Here is a 17,888-nt window from a genome sequence, read left to right as displayed (position 1 = left end):
GCCCGCCTGCTCTCCCTCTCAGGTCTCCACCTGGAGTTGCGGGACGGCGCACCCCTCCCTGAGCGCGCGGAGCGCGCGATTTGGGAGGGGCGGGCCGCGCGCAGGCGCGGAGCGCCGAGCACGGGCCGGGGGTGGGCATCCGCTCTCTCGGAGCCGTCCTCCACCGTTTCAGAATCCTCATCATCGACGACCAACACCGAGGGGTGGAACCCGGATGATCCGTGGGCGTATGCGCTCGGGGAGAGCGAGGTGCCGTGGGTCGAGGTGCCGGACATCGCCGAGGTGGACGGTGCGTTCGAGGAGGGGAGGAACCCGTACGCGGCGTATGCGGACGGCGTGATCGCGGCGCTGGAGAAGGACGTGAGCGGGGGCGCGGTGGTCGCGCGGGCGGACTTCGTGGCGAACGTGAGGGCGTGGCGGGCGAACAGCGCGGCGCTGGAGATCGCGCTGCGCGACCGGATGGGCGTGTCGCTCGCGGAGACGAACGCGTTCCTGAAGGCGCAGAACCGGATCACGGCGGTCGTGCGGCTGTACATGGATGCGTCGGACTGGTTCGTGGACACGCCGGTGCCGGCGGACCTGCGGGCACAGGTCGACACGGTGCTGAAGCCGCGGTTCGACGCGCTCGCGGACCAGATGAAGGATAGCCTGAACCAGTGGACGGGGGACGGGCTCGACCTAGAGCAGACGCAGCTCTACCAGACGATCAGCGCGTTCGCGGGGGCGATGTCGACAATCGCCGAGGGGTTCGGGGCGTACGCGGAGGTGATGCAGACGCTGGTGCACGCGACGACGCGCATCGGGGTCGGGTTCGTGCCGGTGGTCGGGCCGGCGCTCGACCTGTGCGAGGCGGTGACGGGCAAGGCGTGGTGCCTGCCGTCGGGGGAGGAGCTCAGCAACGAGGAGCGGATCTTCTCGGGGATGGGCTTCGGGTTCGGGGCGGTCGGGCCGATGTGGCGCGCGGTCAGTCGCGCCGGCGGGCTGACACCGGATGCGATTCGGGTTGCCGAGGAGATCGCGCAGCTTGGCGAGGAGCTCGCCACGGCCCTGCGCGCACCGCGGCGCACCTGGTACAAGACGCTGCGTGGGGCAGTCACGAGCAAGTCGCTCGACGCGATGGAGAAGAAGGCGGCCAAGTTCATGCCGGACGACGGGCGGGCGCTCGTCGGGGTGGGGGATGACGGCGTGCGCACAGTGCTGGATATCCCGAAGCAGTCACCCCCTCTCACCGACCTTGCCAAGGCTCCCGATTTCCTGTCGGTCACCAAGGGGAACGCGCTCGCTCTCTCCGAGGTGAAGTCGATTGAGGAGGGGAGCATCGACGTCGATAAGGCACTCAAGCAGTTGACGAACGCAATGGAGGCACTCAAGAAGAAGGGACTCGCCGGAGATGTTCAGAGGGTCGAGCTGATCATGCCCAAGGGCGCGCCGCTCAACAATGAGGATCTGAAGATAGTGGACGGCTACTTGGTCAGGGTGAGCACGGGCGAGCGCATCACTATCAAAGGGCTCAAGAATCTGGTGATGGTCATCCAGCTATGAGCGATTCAGGCCCTTGGTTCTATGCCTGGTGTGACGAGGCGGCCCGAGTTGAGGCGTTCGAGGCGGCCCTGGTCGCCCTCGTCCACCCACAGGGGCGCTGCGATGTCGACATTACCTCGCTCGACACTCCTGCCAGGATATGGCGTCGCTCGATCCTCATCGACGAGGTTGTCACAGTGACACGTGCCGCCTTTGCTGCGAATACGCACGTCTCCGTGGACTTCGGAGTGCAGCTGAGATCTGGGCGTTGGTCCTGCTTCGGCATCGAGTGCTTCGGCGAGGAGTACGAGCGCCGGTACCCATCCGGCCCGCTGCGCGGGTCGCCGTTCGACCGGAGGGATGTGCTCCCGTCGCGCATCGAGATCGCCTTGGGCGTGGGCCTGGGCGGCGTGGAGATCGAAGCGGCGATCGCGTCGATGCAAGTCCAGCAGGACATCGAGGATCTCCTGATCCGCCTCTGCGCGCCGGAGGTGCATGCGCGCGTGAAGACCGGCGCATGCGTGGGTGTCGGGGACTGGGGCGCCCCTGTCGAGACATGCGCGACCTACCACGCTGACGTCGCGTCGATCGCGCGCGACCTCGCCCTCTCATGGGTCCATCTGAACGAGGGTTACAAAACGCCAACTACGGCGGGCATGTCGCTCGACTCGCTGCGCGCGCGCATCGACGCTGCTCCGCGTGGAGCGCGTGTCGGTATCGCAGGCGACGTCGAGCTCGTGCGCCAGCACATGCGGATGGACTGGGCCGCAGCGGCATCGAGAGACATGCGGCCTACGCGCGCCGAGGCCGTTCGTCGCGGAGCGCGCGCCGCAACCGAGGGAGACGCCGAGCTCACGCGCGAAACCGTCATCAAGGCGCTTGATATACCTCCGAGCCTGCTCCTCGATGCGCTCGAAGCCTCTGCAGTGCCGGACGATGCATGGCGCTCGGTTGAATCGGCCGCGCTTGAGACCATCGCAGCCACGAAGGAGGGCGCGCCCACCTACGAGGCGGACGTCACCTCGCGCAAGCACGTCCAGTTCATCGAGCGCCACGCCCCCTACCACGTGCGGCGTCTGCCGAGCGGCGGTGTCATGCTGGCGACGCACCCCTACCGCACGCTCTGGCCGCTCTGGGCGGATGCTCTCTTCCTGCTCGACCTGATGTCCTGATGCCGGTCGTGCGACGTCGTCGCTTATCCGGACTCCGCACCCGGGCCGCAGGTACCAGACGGCGCCCCCTCCCTGAGCGCGCGGAGCGCGCGATTGGGGAGGGGCGGACCGCGCGCAGGCGCGGAGCGCCGAGCACGGGCCGGGGGTGGGCATCCGCTCTCTCTCGGCCGTCGGGCCTCTCACCGTGACATGCTCCAGGCGCTGAGCTCGTGCTATTCTTCGCGGCAAGAGACGCGCGGCGTGGTCTCGCGGTGCGGCGCGCGAAGAGCGGTGGTCGGAGCTCTGGAAGTCAGATAGGTGCTCTCGATGCGTCGGGATATGAATCAAGCGCGGAGTGAACGGGGACCCGATTTCTATGCGTGGTGCGACGAGGCGGACCGGTTCGACGCCTTCGCGGCGGCCCTCTCCGCGCTCGTCTACCCGGGGGGACTCTGCGATGTCAGCCTCTCCACGCCTGGATCCTCCGAACACCTGTGGCGCAGCAAGGTCTCCCTCGACGAGGTCATCGCGGTGACACGTCCCGCCTTCAAGGCACGCTCGGAAATAAGTGTGAATTTCGGCACGAAGTGGAGGTGGCTGGCCAGGTATGGCCTGAGCCTGGACTGCTATGGTGAAGAACACGAATGCCGGTGGGCCAGCGGCCCTCTGCGCATAGACACCTACGAGTGGAAGGGGCTCTACCCGTATTGCCTCGAGATCGCCATCGGCAACGATGCGCGCTCCGTGGAGGCCGAGGCGGCGATGATCTCGATGCAGTTCGAGCAGGACATGGAAGATATCCTGATCGGCCTGTGCGCGCCGGACGCGCGTCCCCGCGTGACGACCGGCTCGTGCGCGGCCGTCTCCAGCTGGCCCGCGCCCGTCGAGGCGTGTGCGACCTACCACGCCGATGCCGCGAGCATCGCGCGGGATCTCGCCCTGTCGTGGGTGCACATCCACGACGGCGACATCGTGAAGCGCGCCGCGGGCTTGTCCATGGACGCGCTGCATGCGCGCGTCGAGGCGGCTCCCAGAGGGGCGCGCGTCGGGGTCGCAAGCACCGTCGAGCGCGTCGACGAGCACGACGACCTCGACCGCGATGCGTCCCGATCGCGGGCCGAGCGGCCGACCCGCCCGGACGCCATTCGGCGCGTCCCACGCGCCCGCCTCGTAGGCGACGAGGATCTCACGCGCGAACAAGTGCTCGCGGCGCTCTCCATGCCGCCGGCCACGCTGGTCGGCGCGCTCGAAGCCTCGGCGGTGCCGGACGAAGCATGGCGCGCCGTCGAGCCTCGCGCGCGCGAGCTCGTCCAGGAGATCATCGAGGAGCCGAGAGAGGGCGAGACCTCCTACGAGGTGAAGGTCGCCACGGGGAGACACGTCCGGTTCATCGAGCGCCACTCGCCCTACTACGTCCGGCGCCTTCCGAACGGCGGCCTGCTGCTGGCCACCCACCCCTTCCGCACGCTCTGGCCGCTCTGGTCCGACGCCCTCTTCGTACTCGGCCTCATGTCCTGACGCAGAGTCTCCCCCACTCTCTCCACGTCAAGCTTTGCACCTGTCGCACCTGCGCCTGCGATATGGCCGGTCTCCGCTCGCACAGACTCCACCCCTCCAGCCCCGCAGGCACCCCTCCAACCGCGGCTCCCGCCGTGTGATAACCTCGCAGGACGCATGGCACCCTACCGCTCCTCTCGCGAGGACCGCGCTGCGCCCCCGCCGCCGCCCCCGGGCCCGGTCGCCGACATGGTGCAGCAGTTCGCCGACCCGTACGCCTTCCTGCGGGAGCTCGTGCAGAACGGCATGGACGCCGGCGCGCGGAAGATCGACGTGCGCGTCGAGACGCTGCCCGGCGCGTGCGCCACCTCGGTCACCGACGACGGGTGCGGCATGAGCCGCGAGGACATCGAGGGCCCGCTGCTCACCCTCTTCAACTCGTCGAAGGAAGGCGACGCGACGAAGATCGGGAAATACGGCGTCGGCTTCGTCTCCGTGTTCGCCCTCCAGCCAGAGCAGGTCGACGTCGAGACGTGGCGCGACGGACAGGCATGGCTCCTCCGGCTGCACAGCGACACGAGCTACGAGCTCGAGGACGCCGGACCGCGCCAGGGCAGCGGCACGCGCGTGACCCTGCTCCAGCGGCTCGACCGGGAGGCGTTCGTCGAGCACGCGCGCCGCGCGCACGCGGCGCTCCGCCGGTGGTGCCGCCACGCCGACCGCGAGATCACCCTCAGCATCGCAGACCACGAGGGGGGCTCCCGGACGGGCGCCGTGCGCATCGACGCCCCGCTCGCCATCGCAGCGCCCGTCTCCGTGACCGCCGTCGAGGAAGAGACCACCGTCGTTGTCGGCCCCTCCGCCGGCGCTCAGCACCTCGCGCAGCCCACGAGCGGGGACCCCGCCGTCGAGCACGGCCAGAGCTTCGCCGGCTTCTACAACCGCGGGCTCACCCTGTTCGAGACCGCGGACGAGCTCTTCAGCGGGCTCTCGGGCGTGCGGTTCAAGGTGATGAGCCCCCACCTCCAGCACACCCTGAGCCGCGACAACGTGCGCCGCGACGACGCCTTCTGGGAGGCGATCGCGCGCGTGCGGGAGCTCGTCAAAGGTCCGCTCCGGCGCGAGCTCGCCGCCCGCCTCCCGCAGGCCGCGGCCGCGGCAGCCGCCGGGGAGGCCGAGGGCGCCGCCGCCTACGCGGCGATGCTGGAGGCGGCGCTGTCGCCGCCGACCGCGCTCGATCCGGACGAGATCCCGTTCCCGCTCGCGAGCCCCGTCGCCGGCGACCGGAGCCGCGCGGGGCTCCGGGCGCTCGCACCGGGGCGGGAGCCGCTGCTCGTGGCCAGGCGATCCGACGCGCTGACCGCGGCCATGGCCCGCGGCGGGCTGCCCGTCGTGCTGTGCAACCACCCCGCGACCAGGACGCTGCTGAAGCGGTGCTTCCCGGCGGCGCGCGTCGAGAAGGCGCACGCCGCCTACCTGCTCGTGCGCGAGGAGCGCGAGGAGCCGAAACGCGCCCGCGCCGCCGACGCCGCGCTCCTCCAGGTGGTCGCCGACGCGCTGGCGCGCGCCCGGCACGGGGTCGCCCGGGTGAGCCTCTGCCAGGTCGAGGGCGCCCTCCACCAGCGCAGCGGGTTCCTGCTGCCCGGGAGCGGGGAGCGCGCCGGGCCCGAGCAGAGCTGCCACGCGGCGCGCGAGGTCGTGCGCCGCGCGGCGCGCTTCCCGCCAGGACACGCCCTCTACCTCAACATCGAGAGCGACACCGTGGCCCTCGCGCGCAGGCGCGCCGCCGTCGACGCGGTGACCGCCGGCAACCTGCTCGCCCGCGCGCTGCTCGTCGAGGCCAAGGGGCCGCTCGATCCCGAGGACAGCGACCGGCTCCTCGACCTCTCGGCGAGCCCGCCGCCGCGCGCGGGGGCGGCGCGCGGCGAGAGGGCGCCCGCAGGCGGCGCGCGCCCCGCGCCAAGGGGGTCGCAGCGGTGAGCCGGGTCGTCGCCCGCGGCGCGATCCGCGTCGATGCCCGCCGCGCCGTCCAGAAGCTCAGGGAGCACCTGCTCGTCGACCTGGACCTCTACCTGCTCGAGCTCGTCCGCGCCGCGGCGGCCGGGGGCGCGACGCAGATCGATCTCCGCTACGACGCCGACGACGTCGTCGTGACCTTCGACGGAGATCCGCCCGACGGGCCCGCCCTGGAGCGCCTCCTCGACCACGTGCTCAACGCCGCGCCCGACGCCGCGTCCCGGAGGCTCCGCCTGCTCGCGCTCGGCGTGAACGCGGCGCTCGGGCTGCGCCCGGCGCGCGTCGACCTGCTCACGACCGGGCCGTCCCGCAAGGCCAGCGGCGCGAGCTGCACGCGCGTGCGCTTCACGCCCGCCCTGATCGAGGCGCCCGCCGAGGCGCCCGCGCCGGCCGCCGGCCCCGCCTGCGACGAGGTCCCGAGGCCGCCCGGAATGCCCGCGGCCGGCCTGCGCATCGAGGTGCGGCGGAGGCTCGGCTGGTCGGTGCTCCGCCGGGCCATCACGGGCGATAGCCCGCCCGAGCTCGCACACCTCGCCGCGGCCACCGGCGATTTCCCGATCCCGATCGCGCTCGCCGGCGAGCCGCTGCGCCGCGCTCTGCCGAGCAGCGATCTCCAGGTGCTCGTGCGCGTGCCGTTCCACGTGCGCGGCGCGCGCCGCGCCGCGCTGGAGATCGTCGCGCCCCCCGAGCCCGCAGGAGGTCCGGCCAGCTCGTCGCCCCGCTCGCGCCCCGTCGCCGCGCCCCTCTCCGCTCCCCTGCCCTCGGACCTCCCCGCCGTCGACTACCTCGAGCACGGCGTGCGGCTCGTCCGCGAGCGCTGGAGCTTCGCCCCGCGGTTCCCCTCGGAGCCCTACCAGGGCGTCGAGCTCCCGGTCCGCGTCGTCGTCGACGCGGACGCGCTGCCCACCAACGCGTCGCGCTCGGCGGTGCGCGAGGACGCGCCCCTCCGCGCGCGGCTCCGCGAGGCGGCGGCCGGCGCGCTGCTCGACGCCATCCAGGCCCTCGCCGCGCTCGTCTGCGGCGAGGGTGCGGTCCCCGACGGCGCGCTCGTCGTCGACGAGGACCGCGGCCGGCTCGCGGACGCGCTCGCGGCCTTCGCCTGCGTCGCGACCGGGGCGATGCGGGCGGGCGCCGAGCTGCCCGCCGAGGCGCAGGCCGTGCGCGAGCTCCCGCTGCTCCGCGACGGGCGGGGGCGGCCGACGTCGCTCGCGGCGCTCGACGCGCACGATGCGCCGCGGCTCTTCCTCTTCCGCGGCGACGCGAGGCTCCCGAAGGAGCTCGCCCCCTGGGCCGGCGACGTGGTCTGGAGCCCGGGGGGCCTCGTCGAGCGCGCCCTCGCCGGGCTCCCGCTCGCCGACGCCGAGGCCATGATCGAACAAGTGAAGCTCGGCGCCGAGCGCCGCAGGGCGTTCCTCCTGCACGCGACCGGCGATCCCGTCGTGCCGCCCTCCCCGGAGCACGCGTTCCGCGACGCCTTCCAGGTGGACGAAGGGCCGCTCGCCGGGCTCCGCGGCGAGCTCGCGGTCTTCGCCGACGCCCGCGAGCCCCCGCGCGGCGCGGAGGTCCGGGTGTTCGTGGACGGGCGGCACCTCGAGACCGTGGAGCTCGATCCCGCCGCCGTCCCCTTGCCCGTCGAGATCGCGCTCGCGTGGAAGGGGAGCGTGCGGCCGCGGTTCGCGTACGACGGGGTCGAGCGCGACGCGCGCTTCTGGCGCGCCGTCCGCCACGCGCTCAAGCTCGCGATCGCCGCGGCCGACCGCGAGGCGAAGCGGCTCTTCGACCCGGGGGACGCTCGGCCAGGCGCAGGCTCGACGACGCCCGCGCCTGCGCCCGAGAGCGAGCTCGCGCGCGTGAGGCCCGCGCTGCGCGCCGCGATCGGCGCGGCGTTCTGCGCGCCGCAGCGCCTCGGCGCCGGGGACGGCGGCCCCCGGCGCGGAGGCGGCGCGGCGCCGCCCCCGGACGACGGCCTCGCCCTCGAGCGCTTCGAAGGCCTCCTGGACGCGCGGATCTGGCCCACGCTCACGGCGGGGTTGTTCGTGAGCGTGAACGGCCTCTCTGCGCTCTCCCGGACGACGCGCGGCCTCTGCACGGCGCCGCCCGAGGCGCGGGGGCGCGCGGCCGACCGGAGGATGGTGCTCGCCGTCTCGCAGCGCGAGCTCGACTGGCTCGCCGCCGCGCTGCCGGAGCGCGAGATCGTCCCCTACGGCCCGGGGCTCTTCACCGAGGACGAGCTCGCGGTGCGAGGGCCGGCGCGGCGGCGCGCGCTCGCGGCGTCCCTGGAGAGGCTCGGGGCGATCCCCGCCGGCGCGCCGGTCCTCGAGGTCAGCGGCCCCGGCTTCCTCGCGCTCGCCACGCCGAGCGACGCGATGGTGGAGGTGTGGCACCACGCGTCGCGGCCCCTCGCCACCCAGGAGGCCGCGCCGCTGTTCAGCCCCGCCGCCATCGCGATCGACGACGACGCGGCGGCGCCGAACAGCGCCTGGGACGGCGTCCTGTCGCCGCGCAACAACGCCGCCGTCCACGCGGTCGAGTGCGCGCTCCTCGAGGCGCTCGTGGCCGCGCTGGAGGGCGACGCCGCGGCGCGCGCGCGGCTCGGCCTGCGGGGCGATCCGCGGGGCAGGCCCGACGCCCGCGTGAGCGCCTACCTCCTCGACAGCCTGCAGGCGCTCCAGGCGCGCACGCGGGCGCTCGGAGGCGCGCCGCTCGAGGCGGCCCCGAGCGAGCTCGCCGCCCGCATCCGGCGCCTGCCGCTGCTCGGGATGCTCGACGCGCGCGGCCAGGAGGTCGCGTGCTCGCTCGAGACCCTCGACGCGACGCACCCGGCGCCCGCGCCGATCCCGGTGCTCGACGCGGCGCCCGGCTTCGAGACGCTCTCCTGGCACCCCCTCGTCGCCCGCAACCCGCGAGAGCGCGCGGCCCTGATGCGGTGGGCCGGCGGGCGCGCGCTCCTTGCGCAGAGCGGGGTGCCGGCGCGGCGGCAGCGCGCCGCCGCCGAGCAGGAGCGCCGCGCGTCCGCCAGCAAGGCGCAGCAGGAGCATGGCCCGCGCGGAGCCGCCGGCCCGCCGCGCGCGCCGCTCGCGCTGCCGGGCGCGCCCTCGCACCCGCTGCTGCGGGTGAGCGCCGCCGCGCTCGGCGTGCAGGGGCTCGAGGGCGAGATCGAGATCGTCGAGGGGCCGGTGTCGGACGCCCGCTTCGTCGGCCCCGACGGCGCGGAGCGGCGCGTGGAGGTGGAGCTGCCGATCCCGCTCCGCCTCCTCGTGCGCGCCGGCGCGGCGGAGCCGTCGAGGGACGCCTCGCGCGCGATCCTGACGCGCCTCGCGAAGGCCGCTGGCCGCCACCTGATCTCGCTGGCGCCGCGCTTCGACGAGCTGCCGCCGTTCGCGCGGGGCCACGCGCGCCGCGCCGTCCTGAAGACGCTCGCCCAGGGCAAGCGCGTCGTCGCGGACGCGGCGCGCGCGCCGCTCTTCCACGACATCGAGGGGAACCTCTTCTCGCTCGACGACCTCCGGCGCGACCCGCGCGCCGAGTGGCTGTGCACCTCGACGCCGCCGCCCTACCCGAAGCAGCGCTACGAGCGGCCGGTCCTCGCGCTGAGCAGGCCCGAGCGGCTGCAGCTCGCGACCGCCGTGATCGTCAAGGACATCACCGACGCGGTCGCGCGCGATCGCGCGGCCGAGGAGCGCCTCACGGCGCCGCCGCTCGCCGCCGTCGGCCTCGACGCGGCCGCGCGCGCGGCGTGCTTCGTGATCCTGCCCTTCGAGACGCCGGCCGGCGCGCAGGAGGGCGCGCGGGCCGCGCACGGCGAGATCGGCCTGCTCGCCCCGGAGCACGCCTGGGCGGCGGGCATCGCGGTGCACGTGGGGCGCCGCCCGCTCTGCGCGCTCGACGCCGGCGACGGGTGGCCCCTGTGCGCGGCCGTCAACGACGACGCGCTCGAGCCGAACCGCGCCTTCGACGGGCTCAAGGCCCGCGGGGACGCGTCGAGGCTCCGGCAGGCGGTGCGCGACGCCGCCGCGCGGTGGCTGCGCGCCCGGCTCGCGCCGCCCGGCGACGCGCTCGCGACGCGGTGGATCGACGTCGCCACCACCTGGCCCCTGCCGCTGTTCGTGACCGGCGCGCTGTGGCTGCCCGCGCGGTGGCCGCGCGCGCCCGAGGTGCTCGTCGCCGCGCCCTCGGCGGCGATCCTCCGCGACGACGGCGGCGACGACGACGGCTTTACCCCGCTCGCGCTGCGCTGCGGGGCGGGCGTGGGCCCCGGGACGACCGGCGTGGCCCCGCTCGCGCCGGTCGATGGGAGGCTCCTCGTGTGGCCGCCGCGCGAGGCGCGCTGGGACGCCATCGCGGAGGTCGCCATGGAGGCCGCGGCCTCCATGGCGGCCGAGCTCTCGGATCAGGCGGCCGCGGCGCCGTACCTGTGGAACTTGCACCTGCTCGGCCGCCTCTCCGGCGGCAAGCTCGCGGCACAGACCGCCTCCGGGGAGAGCGTCGGCCCGGCGGCGATCCGCGCCGAGCTCGCGGCGAGCGGCTGCCTGTGGATCACCGATCGCCGGGGGAGCGCGGACGGCGATTTCCCGGACGGCGAGCCGCCGTTCGTGCTGCTCGACGACGGCTCGCCGCTCGTCGAGGTGCTGCGCCACCGCGCCGCCCCCGGCGCGCTGCGCGAGCTCGGCGCCCTCGCGGCGACGCCCGCCCCGGCCGTGGCGATCGCGGAGGAGATCGGGCCTGCCTCCGGGACGGGCCTTCCCGCCGCGGGCGCCCGCGGCGCGGAGGCGCCCCTCGCGGAGGCGCCCGCGGCCACCGGCGGCGCGGAGGCGCCCCTCGCGAAGGCGCCGCCCGACTCGAGCGGCGCGGAGGCGCCCGCCGCGGAGGCGCCCGCGGCCACCGGCGGCGCGGAGGCGCCCGCCGCGGAGGCGCCGCCCGACTCGAGCGGCGCGCGGGCCTGGGCGATCGCGCTGTGGCGCAGCGTGCTCGGCCTGCTCGGCGGCGAGGCGGCGCCGGTGCCCGGCGCCACGCCCGAGGGGCAGGAGGCGGCCGCCGGGAGCCCGCTCGCGGCCGCGCTCCACGAGGCCATCGTCCGGATGAACCTCGAGGGGTCCCCGGTGCGCGCCGTCGTCGAGGGCCGCTCAGGGCGGCCGATCCGTTACGACGCGAGCCGGAGCCACATCGTCGTCAACACCGAGCACGAAGCGCTCGCGTGGCTGCGCGCGCGCGGGGCGCCCGACCCGGCGGCCGTCGCGCTGCTGGCGGCGGCCGCCGTCGGCGAGGTGAACCGGGCGCTGAGGTCGGTCACCGACGCGGAGGAGCGCCGGGCGCTCGATCATCTGCTGCGCTCCATCGGGTAGCGCGCGCGGGCGCCCGCTCCCGGCGTTGCCCGCGCGCCGCCGGGGCGCAAAGCTCTTCCCCGTGGACACCGTCTTCACCGTCGGCCACGGCACCCGCAGCCTGGAGGAGCTCGTCGAGCTGCTCGGCGAAGGGCCGGCCGACACGCTGGTCGACGTCCGGAGGTTCCCGGGATCGAGCCGCTCCCCTCACCTCGGCCGCGCCGCGCTCGCCGAGGCGCTGCCCCGGCTCGGGGTGACCTACGTCTTCCGCGGCGACGCCCTCGGCGGACGGCGGACCGGGCGGGCCGACTCGCCGCACGTCGCCTGGGAGAACGCGAGCTTCCGGGCCTACGCCGATCACATGGAGACCGCCGCGTTCCAGCGCGCGCTCTCCGAGCTCGAGGCGGAAGCGCGCGCTGGACGGCGAATGGCCCTCCTGTGCGCCGAGACGCTCTGGTGGCGGTGTCACCGCCGCCTCATCGCCGACGCCCTCGTCGCGCGCGGGCTCACGGTCGTCCACCTGCTCGGCCCCGGCGCGCAGGCCCAGCACGCGCTGAACCCCGCCGCCCGGCCCGACGGCGCCGGCCACCTGATCTACGACGTCGGCGCGCAGCGCGCGCTGCCGCTCGGCGACGCCGGCGCGGAGCCCGGGCCCGCGCGGCGCGAGCCTGTGCGCCCGCGCCGCGCGCGGTGATCCCGGCCGGCCTGGTGGCCGCGGGCCAGAAGCGCGTCGCATTCCTGCGGACGGCGATTGGCGCGGGAGCCCGCGATCGACCCAAGGTATCGCTGGCCGCTCACCGGCGCCGACCCGAGGGCCGTACGGTACGTCAAAAATCACAAAATCCGCGTAGCGGTCCAGTCGGGTATCACCTGAAAAATAGACCATCAGTCGTCGCACTGACGTCCTGATCCCGGCCCACCTGGAGCGCCATCCGCTCCCACGGGGGCTTTCCGCGGAGCGTGACATCGAGCGCGCCCCCGCCCGTCCGGTATGGCGGAGCCGAACCGATTCCGTTACCGTCCCGAGATCACATGAAGGCGCGCCCGATGTGGGCAGGGCCTCCTGGCTCGGGAGACAGTAATGAAAGTGCAACGCATTTCGGCGATCCTGCTCACCTCGGTCGCCTTCTCTGCAGGCTTCATCGGTTGCGGCGACGACGATTCGGACGAGGGCGCAGGCGGCGGCTCTTCCTCTTCGACCACGAGCTCGTCATCGGGAGTCGCAGCGACCACAGGCGCGGGCGGGAGCAGGGCCGAGTTCCTCGGCACCCGCTGCACGGCCGACGCCGACTGCGGGCCGGACGGCGTGTGCGCCCTGGAGTCGGACGGGGACGTCGGTCCTGCGGGCGGGTACTGCACGATGGAGTGCATCGACGACGGCGATTGTGAAGGCGAGGGCAGCGCCTGCCTCGGGGGCATGTGTTACCTGGGCTGCGTCTTCGGAGAGCCCGAGCTGGAGTTCATCAACGATGAACTCGACCCGTTCAAGTGCCACGGCCGCGAAGATCTGCGCTGTGAGGATGCGGAGGGCGTGACGGTCTGCATGCCGAACTGCGGCTCCGACTCCCAGTGCTCCGACTCCGGCCGCAGCTGCGATCCCAGGCAGAACGCGTGCGTCGACACGCCGCACGAGGGCCTGCCGATGGGGACCCCGTGCGACCGCGACGCGGAGGAGGACCCGTGCGCCGGGTGGTGCGCGGGCTTCCCCGGCGGCGTCACCGCGTGCACCGAGTTCTGCGGCTTCGGCGGCGATCCGTTCGAGTCCGACTGCGGCGGGTCCGAGAACGGTATCTGCCTCTACCAGTTCGACGAGGTCGTCGGCGCCGGCGACTTCGGCGCCTGCACCAAGGCGTGCACGGCGCACGACGATTGCCTGTTGCCGAACGCCCGCTGCCAAAATATCGGTTTCCCGGACAACGGCTTCTGCATCTTCACGAAGGTGCCGTGCAAGGACAACAGCGAGTGCAAGGCACCGGACGAGTGCGCCGAGACGCCTGATGGCTTCTTCTGCCTCGACCCGGCGTTCCCGCTGAGCAACGAGGGCACTGGCGGCGCGGGTGGCGCCGGCGGCGCGGGTGGTGCCGGCGGCGCGGGTGGCGCCGGCGGCGCGGGCGGCGCGGGCGGCGCCGGCGGCGCGGGCGGCAGCGACGGCACGGGCGGCACCGGCGGCGCGGCCAGCACCAGCAGCGCGGCCAGCACCAGCAGCGCGGCCAGCACCAGCGGCGCTGGCGGCGCGGGCGGCACCGGCGGCAGCGGCGGCGCGGGCGGCACCGGCGGCGCGGGCGGCAGCGGCGGCACCGGCGGCGCCTGATCGCTGCGTCTCAAGACAGGCACTCATCTCATCTCCTCTCCTCTCGACTCCAGGAGGTGAGATGAGCGCCTCGCGCTCAACTTCTATCGGCCCGCGGAGGACGCGCTCGCCCGCGGAGACAGGCCGCGGACGAGGGTCGCGAGCGTGCGCAGCACCGGGGTGTCGATCCCGGCCCGGCGCGCGCGCTCGACCACCGCGCCCTGGAGGATATCGACCTCCGTCGCGCGGCCGGCCCGCACGTCCTGCAGCATCGAGGGCTCGGTGAGCGGGAACTCGGAGCGCGTGAGGGCGAGCATCGCGTCCGCGGTCGCCTCGGAGATCTCCGCCCCTTCCGCCCGCGCGACCGCGATCACCTCGAGCATCGCCGACCGGGTGAGGTCCTCCATCCGCTCCGCGACCACGCCGGCGCGCTGGCCGGTCAGCGCGCAGATCGCATTGAAGGGGGCGTTCCAGACCATCTTCTCCCAGAGCATGGCGCGGTGGTCCGCCCCGCGGCGGACCGGGATGCCCGCGCGCTCGAGCAGCGCGGCGGTCGCCTCGACCCGCGCCTCCTGCCCGGGCCGGTAGGGCGCGAGCCCGGCGCGCGTCGGCGCGAGCGTCTCGATCTCACCAGGCCCGGCGACGCCCGAGGACATGTACGCGATCGCGGCGATCACGCGCTGCGCGCCGACGTCGCGCGCGACGACGTCCTCGGAGTCGAGCCCGTTCAGGAGGGGCGCGGCGAGGCCGTCCGGGGCGAGCAGCCCGGCGAGCTTCGCGCTCACCGCGGCGAGCGACGGCGATTTCACGGCGATGAGCGCGAGATCGAACGGCCCGCGCGCCCCGTCGAGCGGGGCGACACGGAGCGGGGGAGTGCGCAGCTCGCCGGACGGCGTGCGGACGATGAGCCCGCGGGACCGCATCACCTCGGCGTGCGCGCCGCGCGCGACGAAGGTGACGTCTTCCCCGGCGAGCGTGAGCCGCGCCCCGAAATAGCCGCCCACCGCGCCCGCGCCGACAACGAGGATCCGCATCGGCGGCGACCATAGCACGCTCGAGCCGGACCGCAGCGAACCGGCGAGTGGCGATCAGCGAGGATTGCGGATATGCCTACGCGCACATGCGTAGGCCGGAAGCCCCCGCCACGGCGCACGAGAGCGGCCTCAAGAGCGCAGGCGAGCCGAGCGTGACGATGGAAGCCGAGCAGCTCCAGCGCTTGCTGGACGCCCTGCCGGCGCTCATCTCGTATATCGACAGCGACGAGCGCTACGGCGTCGTCAACCGGGCCTACGAGCGCTGGTTCGGCGAAGACAGCGGCTCCATCGTCGGCCGGCAGGTGCGCGAGCTGATCGGCGACGCCGCCTACGCCGCCGTGAAGCCGCACATCACCGCGGTGCTCGCCGGACGGCCGCAAGACTTCGAGTCGCGGCTCACCTACCGGAAGGGCGGCCGGCGCCACGTGCGCATCCAGTACATCCCCCACCTCGGCGCGAGCGGCGACGTGCGCGGCTTCTTCGCGCTCGTCTCGGACGTCAGCGAGCAGAAGCGCGCCGAGGACGCGCGGCGCTTCCTGGCCGACGCATCGGCCGCGCTCGATCCGGCGCAGGGCCGCGACGCGGGCTTCCGGCGCGTCGCGGCCCTCGCCGTCACCTCGGTGGCCGATCTGTGCACCATCCACACGCTCGAACCGGACGGCTCCGTCCACGCGCGGGTCGTCGCGCACGCCGAGCCGGCCAAGGCGGAGCTCGCAGCACGACTGGCTCGGCTCGGCCGCCCCCTGCCGGAGCCCGGGACGCGGACGTCGCTGTTGCACGAGGTGCTCCACGGCGGCCACGGCCGGCTCCTCCCCGACCTCGCCGACCCCGCGCTGGCCGGCGCGGACCACCTCGCCGCCCTGCGCGAGCTCGGCTGCCGCTCCGCGGTGATCGTGCCCATCCGCGGCGACGGGTGCGTCCTCGCGGCGCTCACGCTCGCGTCCGCAGAGGTGGATCGCACCTGCGACGCCGCCGATCTCGCCTTCGCCGAGCAGCTCTCGCAGCGCATGGAGGTGGCCTTGCAGCGCGTGCGCCTCTACGACATGGCCCGCGACGCCGAGTCCGAGGCGCGGCGGCGCTTCCTGGCCGAGCAGGAGGCGCGCCGGGCCGCCGAGCGCGCGGCGCAGCGCATGGCCGGCCTCCAGCGGATCACCGCGGCGCTCGCCGACGCGCTCACCAGCGAGGCCGTGGCGCAGGTCGTCGTCGACATCGGCGTCGCCGCCGCGGGCGCGTACGCCGGGACCATCGTCGTGACGGCCGGCGACGGGCTCGAGTGCCTCAAGGAGGTCGGCTACGGGCGCGAGACCGTCGAGCGCTTCCGGCAGATGCCCCTCGACGCCGCCCTCCCGCTCACCGACGCGCTGCGGACCGGCGCGCCCGTCTGGCTGCGCTCGCGCGAGGAGTGCTCAGCCCGCTACCCGCGCATCGCGAGCGCCGTGCTGTCCGGCGCGACCGTGTCGCTCTGCTGTCTCCCGCTCGTGGTCCAGGAGCGGCCCATCGGCGTGCTCGGGCTGAGCTTCGCGGAGCCGCGCCCGTTCGACCAGGAAGAGCAGGAGTTCCTGGTCGCCGTTTCGCGCCAGTGCGCGCAGGCCATGGAGCGCGCCCGCCTGCACGAGGAGCGCGCCGCCCTCGTCGAGCGCGAGCGGCGCGCCGCCCTCGAGAACGCCCGGCTCTACCGAGAGGCCCACGAGGCGGACCGGCGCAAGGACGAGTTCATCGCGATGCTGTCGCACGAGCTCCGCAACCCGCTGGCGCCCATCACCACCGGCCTCGAGCTCTTGCAAATGAGCGCCCAGATGAGCGCCGGTGAGCGCGTGGATCGCGACGACGGGCAGATCCTGGCGACCCTCGAGCGGCAGGTGAAGACGATCGTCCGGCTCGTCGACGATCTCCTCGACGTCTCCAGGATCACGCGGGGCAAGATCGAGCTGAAGCGGGAGCGGCTCGACGTCGCCTCGGTCGTCGAGGCCGCCGTCGAGTCGGTCCGCCCGCTGCTCGTCCAGCGCGGGCACGATCTCGTCCTGTCGGTGGATCCGGGCGTCTTCGTGCACGGCGACCGCGTCCGGCTCGAGCAGGTCGTCGTGAACCTCCTCAACAATGCGATCAAGTACACGAACCCCGGCGGCCGCGTCTCGCTCGCCTGCGCCGCGATCGACGGCGACGCGCGGATCCGGGTGACCGACACCGGCGTCGGCATCTCCGCCGAGCTGCTCCCGCGCGTCTTCGAGCCGTTCATGCAGGCCCGGCGCACGCTGGACCGCTCCCAGGGCGGCCTCGGGATCGGGCTCACGCTGGTCAAGCGGCTCGCCGAGCTGCACGGCGGCCGCGTCGAGGCGCTGAGCGGGGGCCCCGGCGAGGGGACGGCCATCAGCGTCTGGCTCCCGCTCGCCGGCGCGCCGAGCGCGCCCGCCGAAGCCCCCGCTCCGAAAGCGCCCGGCGCCGCCCCTCCGCGCGCCCTCCACGTCCTCCTCGTCGACGACAACGTCGACGCCGCCGACGGCCTCCGGCGCGTCCTCCAGCTCCACGGCCACGCCGTCTCGATGGCCCACGACGGCCCGGCGGCGCTCGAGGCCGCGCGGGCGTCGAAGCCCGATCTCGTCCTGCTCGACATCGGCCTGCCCGGGATGGACGGCTACGAGGTCGTCCGGCGCCTGCGCGCCGAGCCCGAGCTCACGCGCTCCTACATCGCCGCCCTGTCCGGCTACGGGCAAGACCAGGACCGCCGCCGCTCGCGAGAAGCCGGCTTCGACGCGCACCTCACCAAGCCGGTCGCGACGGAGCAGCTCCTGTCCCTGCTCGCCGAAGCCGCCCCGCGCGGCTGATTGGCCCGCGCTCCATTTCAGAAGTGCAATGCAGCCGCGCCTCCCGCCAGGCGCGCGATACATCGCTGAAACAGGCTCTTCCAGTTCTGAACGCTGCGCCCATTTCCTTTCATCGACGCTGACGCGGGCTGACGCGCTCCGGGCCTTGTTGTGCCCGTCAAAAGCCGCGAAACATGCATGAAACAGAGGTGGCATGAGGTGGCAGAGGCCTTTGTGTAAGAGGCCCAGCGCGCCGT

General features: G+C 74.3%; 9 protein-coding genes. 8 read left to right on the top strand and 1 reads right to left on the bottom strand.

Features of this window, described 5'->3' with window-relative positions; all coding sequences use genetic code 11:
• Window positions 1-249 precede the first annotated feature (249 nt).
• The 7 genes from WMF11_RS47270 to WMF11_RS47240 all read left to right on the top strand — a co-directional run bounded on the left by WMF11_RS47270 (window position 250) and on the right by WMF11_RS47240 (window position 13,817).
• Window positions 250-1,542, top strand: a complete 1,293-nt coding sequence (locus WMF11_RS47270; RefSeq protein WP_437975442.1) for a hypothetical protein — start codon at window positions 250-252, stop codon at window positions 1,540-1,542.
• Window positions 1,539-2,693, top strand: a complete 1,155-nt coding sequence (locus WMF11_RS47265) for a hypothetical protein (protein WP_437975441.1) — start codon at window positions 1,539-1,541, stop codon at window positions 2,691-2,693. The genes WMF11_RS47270 and WMF11_RS47265 overlap by 4 nt, the downstream gene beginning before the upstream one ends.
• Window positions 2,694-3,011: 318 nt before the next feature.
• Window positions 3,012-4,190, top strand: a complete 1,179-nt coding sequence (locus WMF11_RS47260) for a hypothetical protein (RefSeq protein WP_437975440.1) — start codon at window positions 3,012-3,014, stop codon at window positions 4,188-4,190.
• A 156-nt stretch (window positions 4,191-4,346) separates the two neighbouring features.
• Entirely contained in the window at window positions 4,347-6,149 is a 1,803-nt protein-coding gene (locus WMF11_RS47255) for an ATP-binding protein (protein ID WP_437975439.1), read from the top strand.
• A complete protein-coding gene (locus tag WMF11_RS47250; RefSeq protein ID WP_437975438.1) occupies window positions 6,146-11,527 on the top strand; it encodes a hypothetical protein in 5,382 nt (1,793 codons plus the stop codon). Before WMF11_RS47255 ends, WMF11_RS47250 begins: the two co-directional genes overlap by 4 nt.
• A 61-nt stretch (window positions 11,528-11,588) precedes the next feature.
• The gene (locus tag WMF11_RS47245; protein ID WP_437905614.1) at window positions 11,589-12,200 is read left to right on the top strand and encodes a DUF488 domain-containing protein; all 612 of its coding nucleotides are present in this window, start codon (window positions 11,589-11,591) and stop codon (window positions 12,198-12,200) included.
• A 387-nt stretch (window positions 12,201-12,587) separates the two neighbouring features.
• Window positions 12,588-13,817 carry a hypothetical protein gene (locus WMF11_RS47240; protein ID WP_437975437.1) on the top strand — a complete coding sequence of 410 codons (1,230 nt, stop codon included), beginning with the start codon at window positions 12,588-12,590 and terminating at the stop codon, window positions 13,815-13,817.
• A gap of 83 nt (window positions 13,818-13,900) precedes the next feature.
• Here WMF11_RS47240 and WMF11_RS47235 read toward each other — a convergent pair whose 3' ends face one another.
• A complete protein-coding gene (locus WMF11_RS47235; protein ID WP_437975436.1) occupies window positions 13,901-14,830 on the bottom strand; it encodes a ketopantoate reductase family protein in 930 nt (309 codons plus the stop codon).
• A gap of 86 nt (window positions 14,831-14,916) precedes the next feature.
• On the opposite strand from WMF11_RS47235, the gene WMF11_RS47230 reads away from it, so the two are divergent.
• Complete coding sequence (locus WMF11_RS47230) at window positions 14,917-17,652, top strand: ATP-binding protein (RefSeq protein ID WP_437975435.1); 2,736 nt, start codon at window positions 14,917-14,919, stop codon at window positions 17,650-17,652.
• The last annotated feature ends 236 nt before the right edge of the window (window positions 17,653-17,888 follow it).

The organism is Sorangium sp. So ce295 (assembly GCF_051527405.1).
Taxonomy (GTDB): Bacteria; Myxococcota_A; Polyangia; order Polyangiales; family Polyangiaceae; genus Sorangium; species Sorangium cellulosum_B.
Note: the sequence above shows the minus strand (reverse complement) of the source record. Positions and strands in the feature narration are given on the sequence as shown.

Bases quoted from the DNA above. Each gene is read 5' to 3' on its own strand.
- WMF11_RS47265 (WP_437975441.1), top strand. From the start codon at position 1,539: ATGAGCGATTCAGGCCCTTGGTTCTATGCCTGGTGTGACGAGGCGGCC.
- WMF11_RS47260 (WP_437975440.1), top strand. From the start codon at position 3,012: ATGAATCAAGCGCGGAGTGAACGGGGACCCGATTTCTATGCGTGGTGC.
- WMF11_RS47255 (WP_437975439.1), top strand. From the start codon at position 4,347: ATGGCACCCTACCGCTCCTCTCGCGAGGACCGCGCTGCGCCCCCGCCG.
- WMF11_RS47240 (WP_437975437.1), top strand. From the start codon at position 12,588: ATGAAAGTGCAACGCATTTCGGCGATCCTGCTCACCTCGGTCGCCTTC.
- WMF11_RS47235 (WP_437975436.1), bottom strand. From the start codon at position 14,830: ATGCGGATCCTCGTTGTCGGCGCGGGCGCGGTGGGCGGCTATTTCGGG.
- WMF11_RS47230 (WP_437975435.1), top strand. From the start codon at position 14,917: ATGCGTAGGCCGGAAGCCCCCGCCACGGCGCACGAGAGCGGCCTCAAG.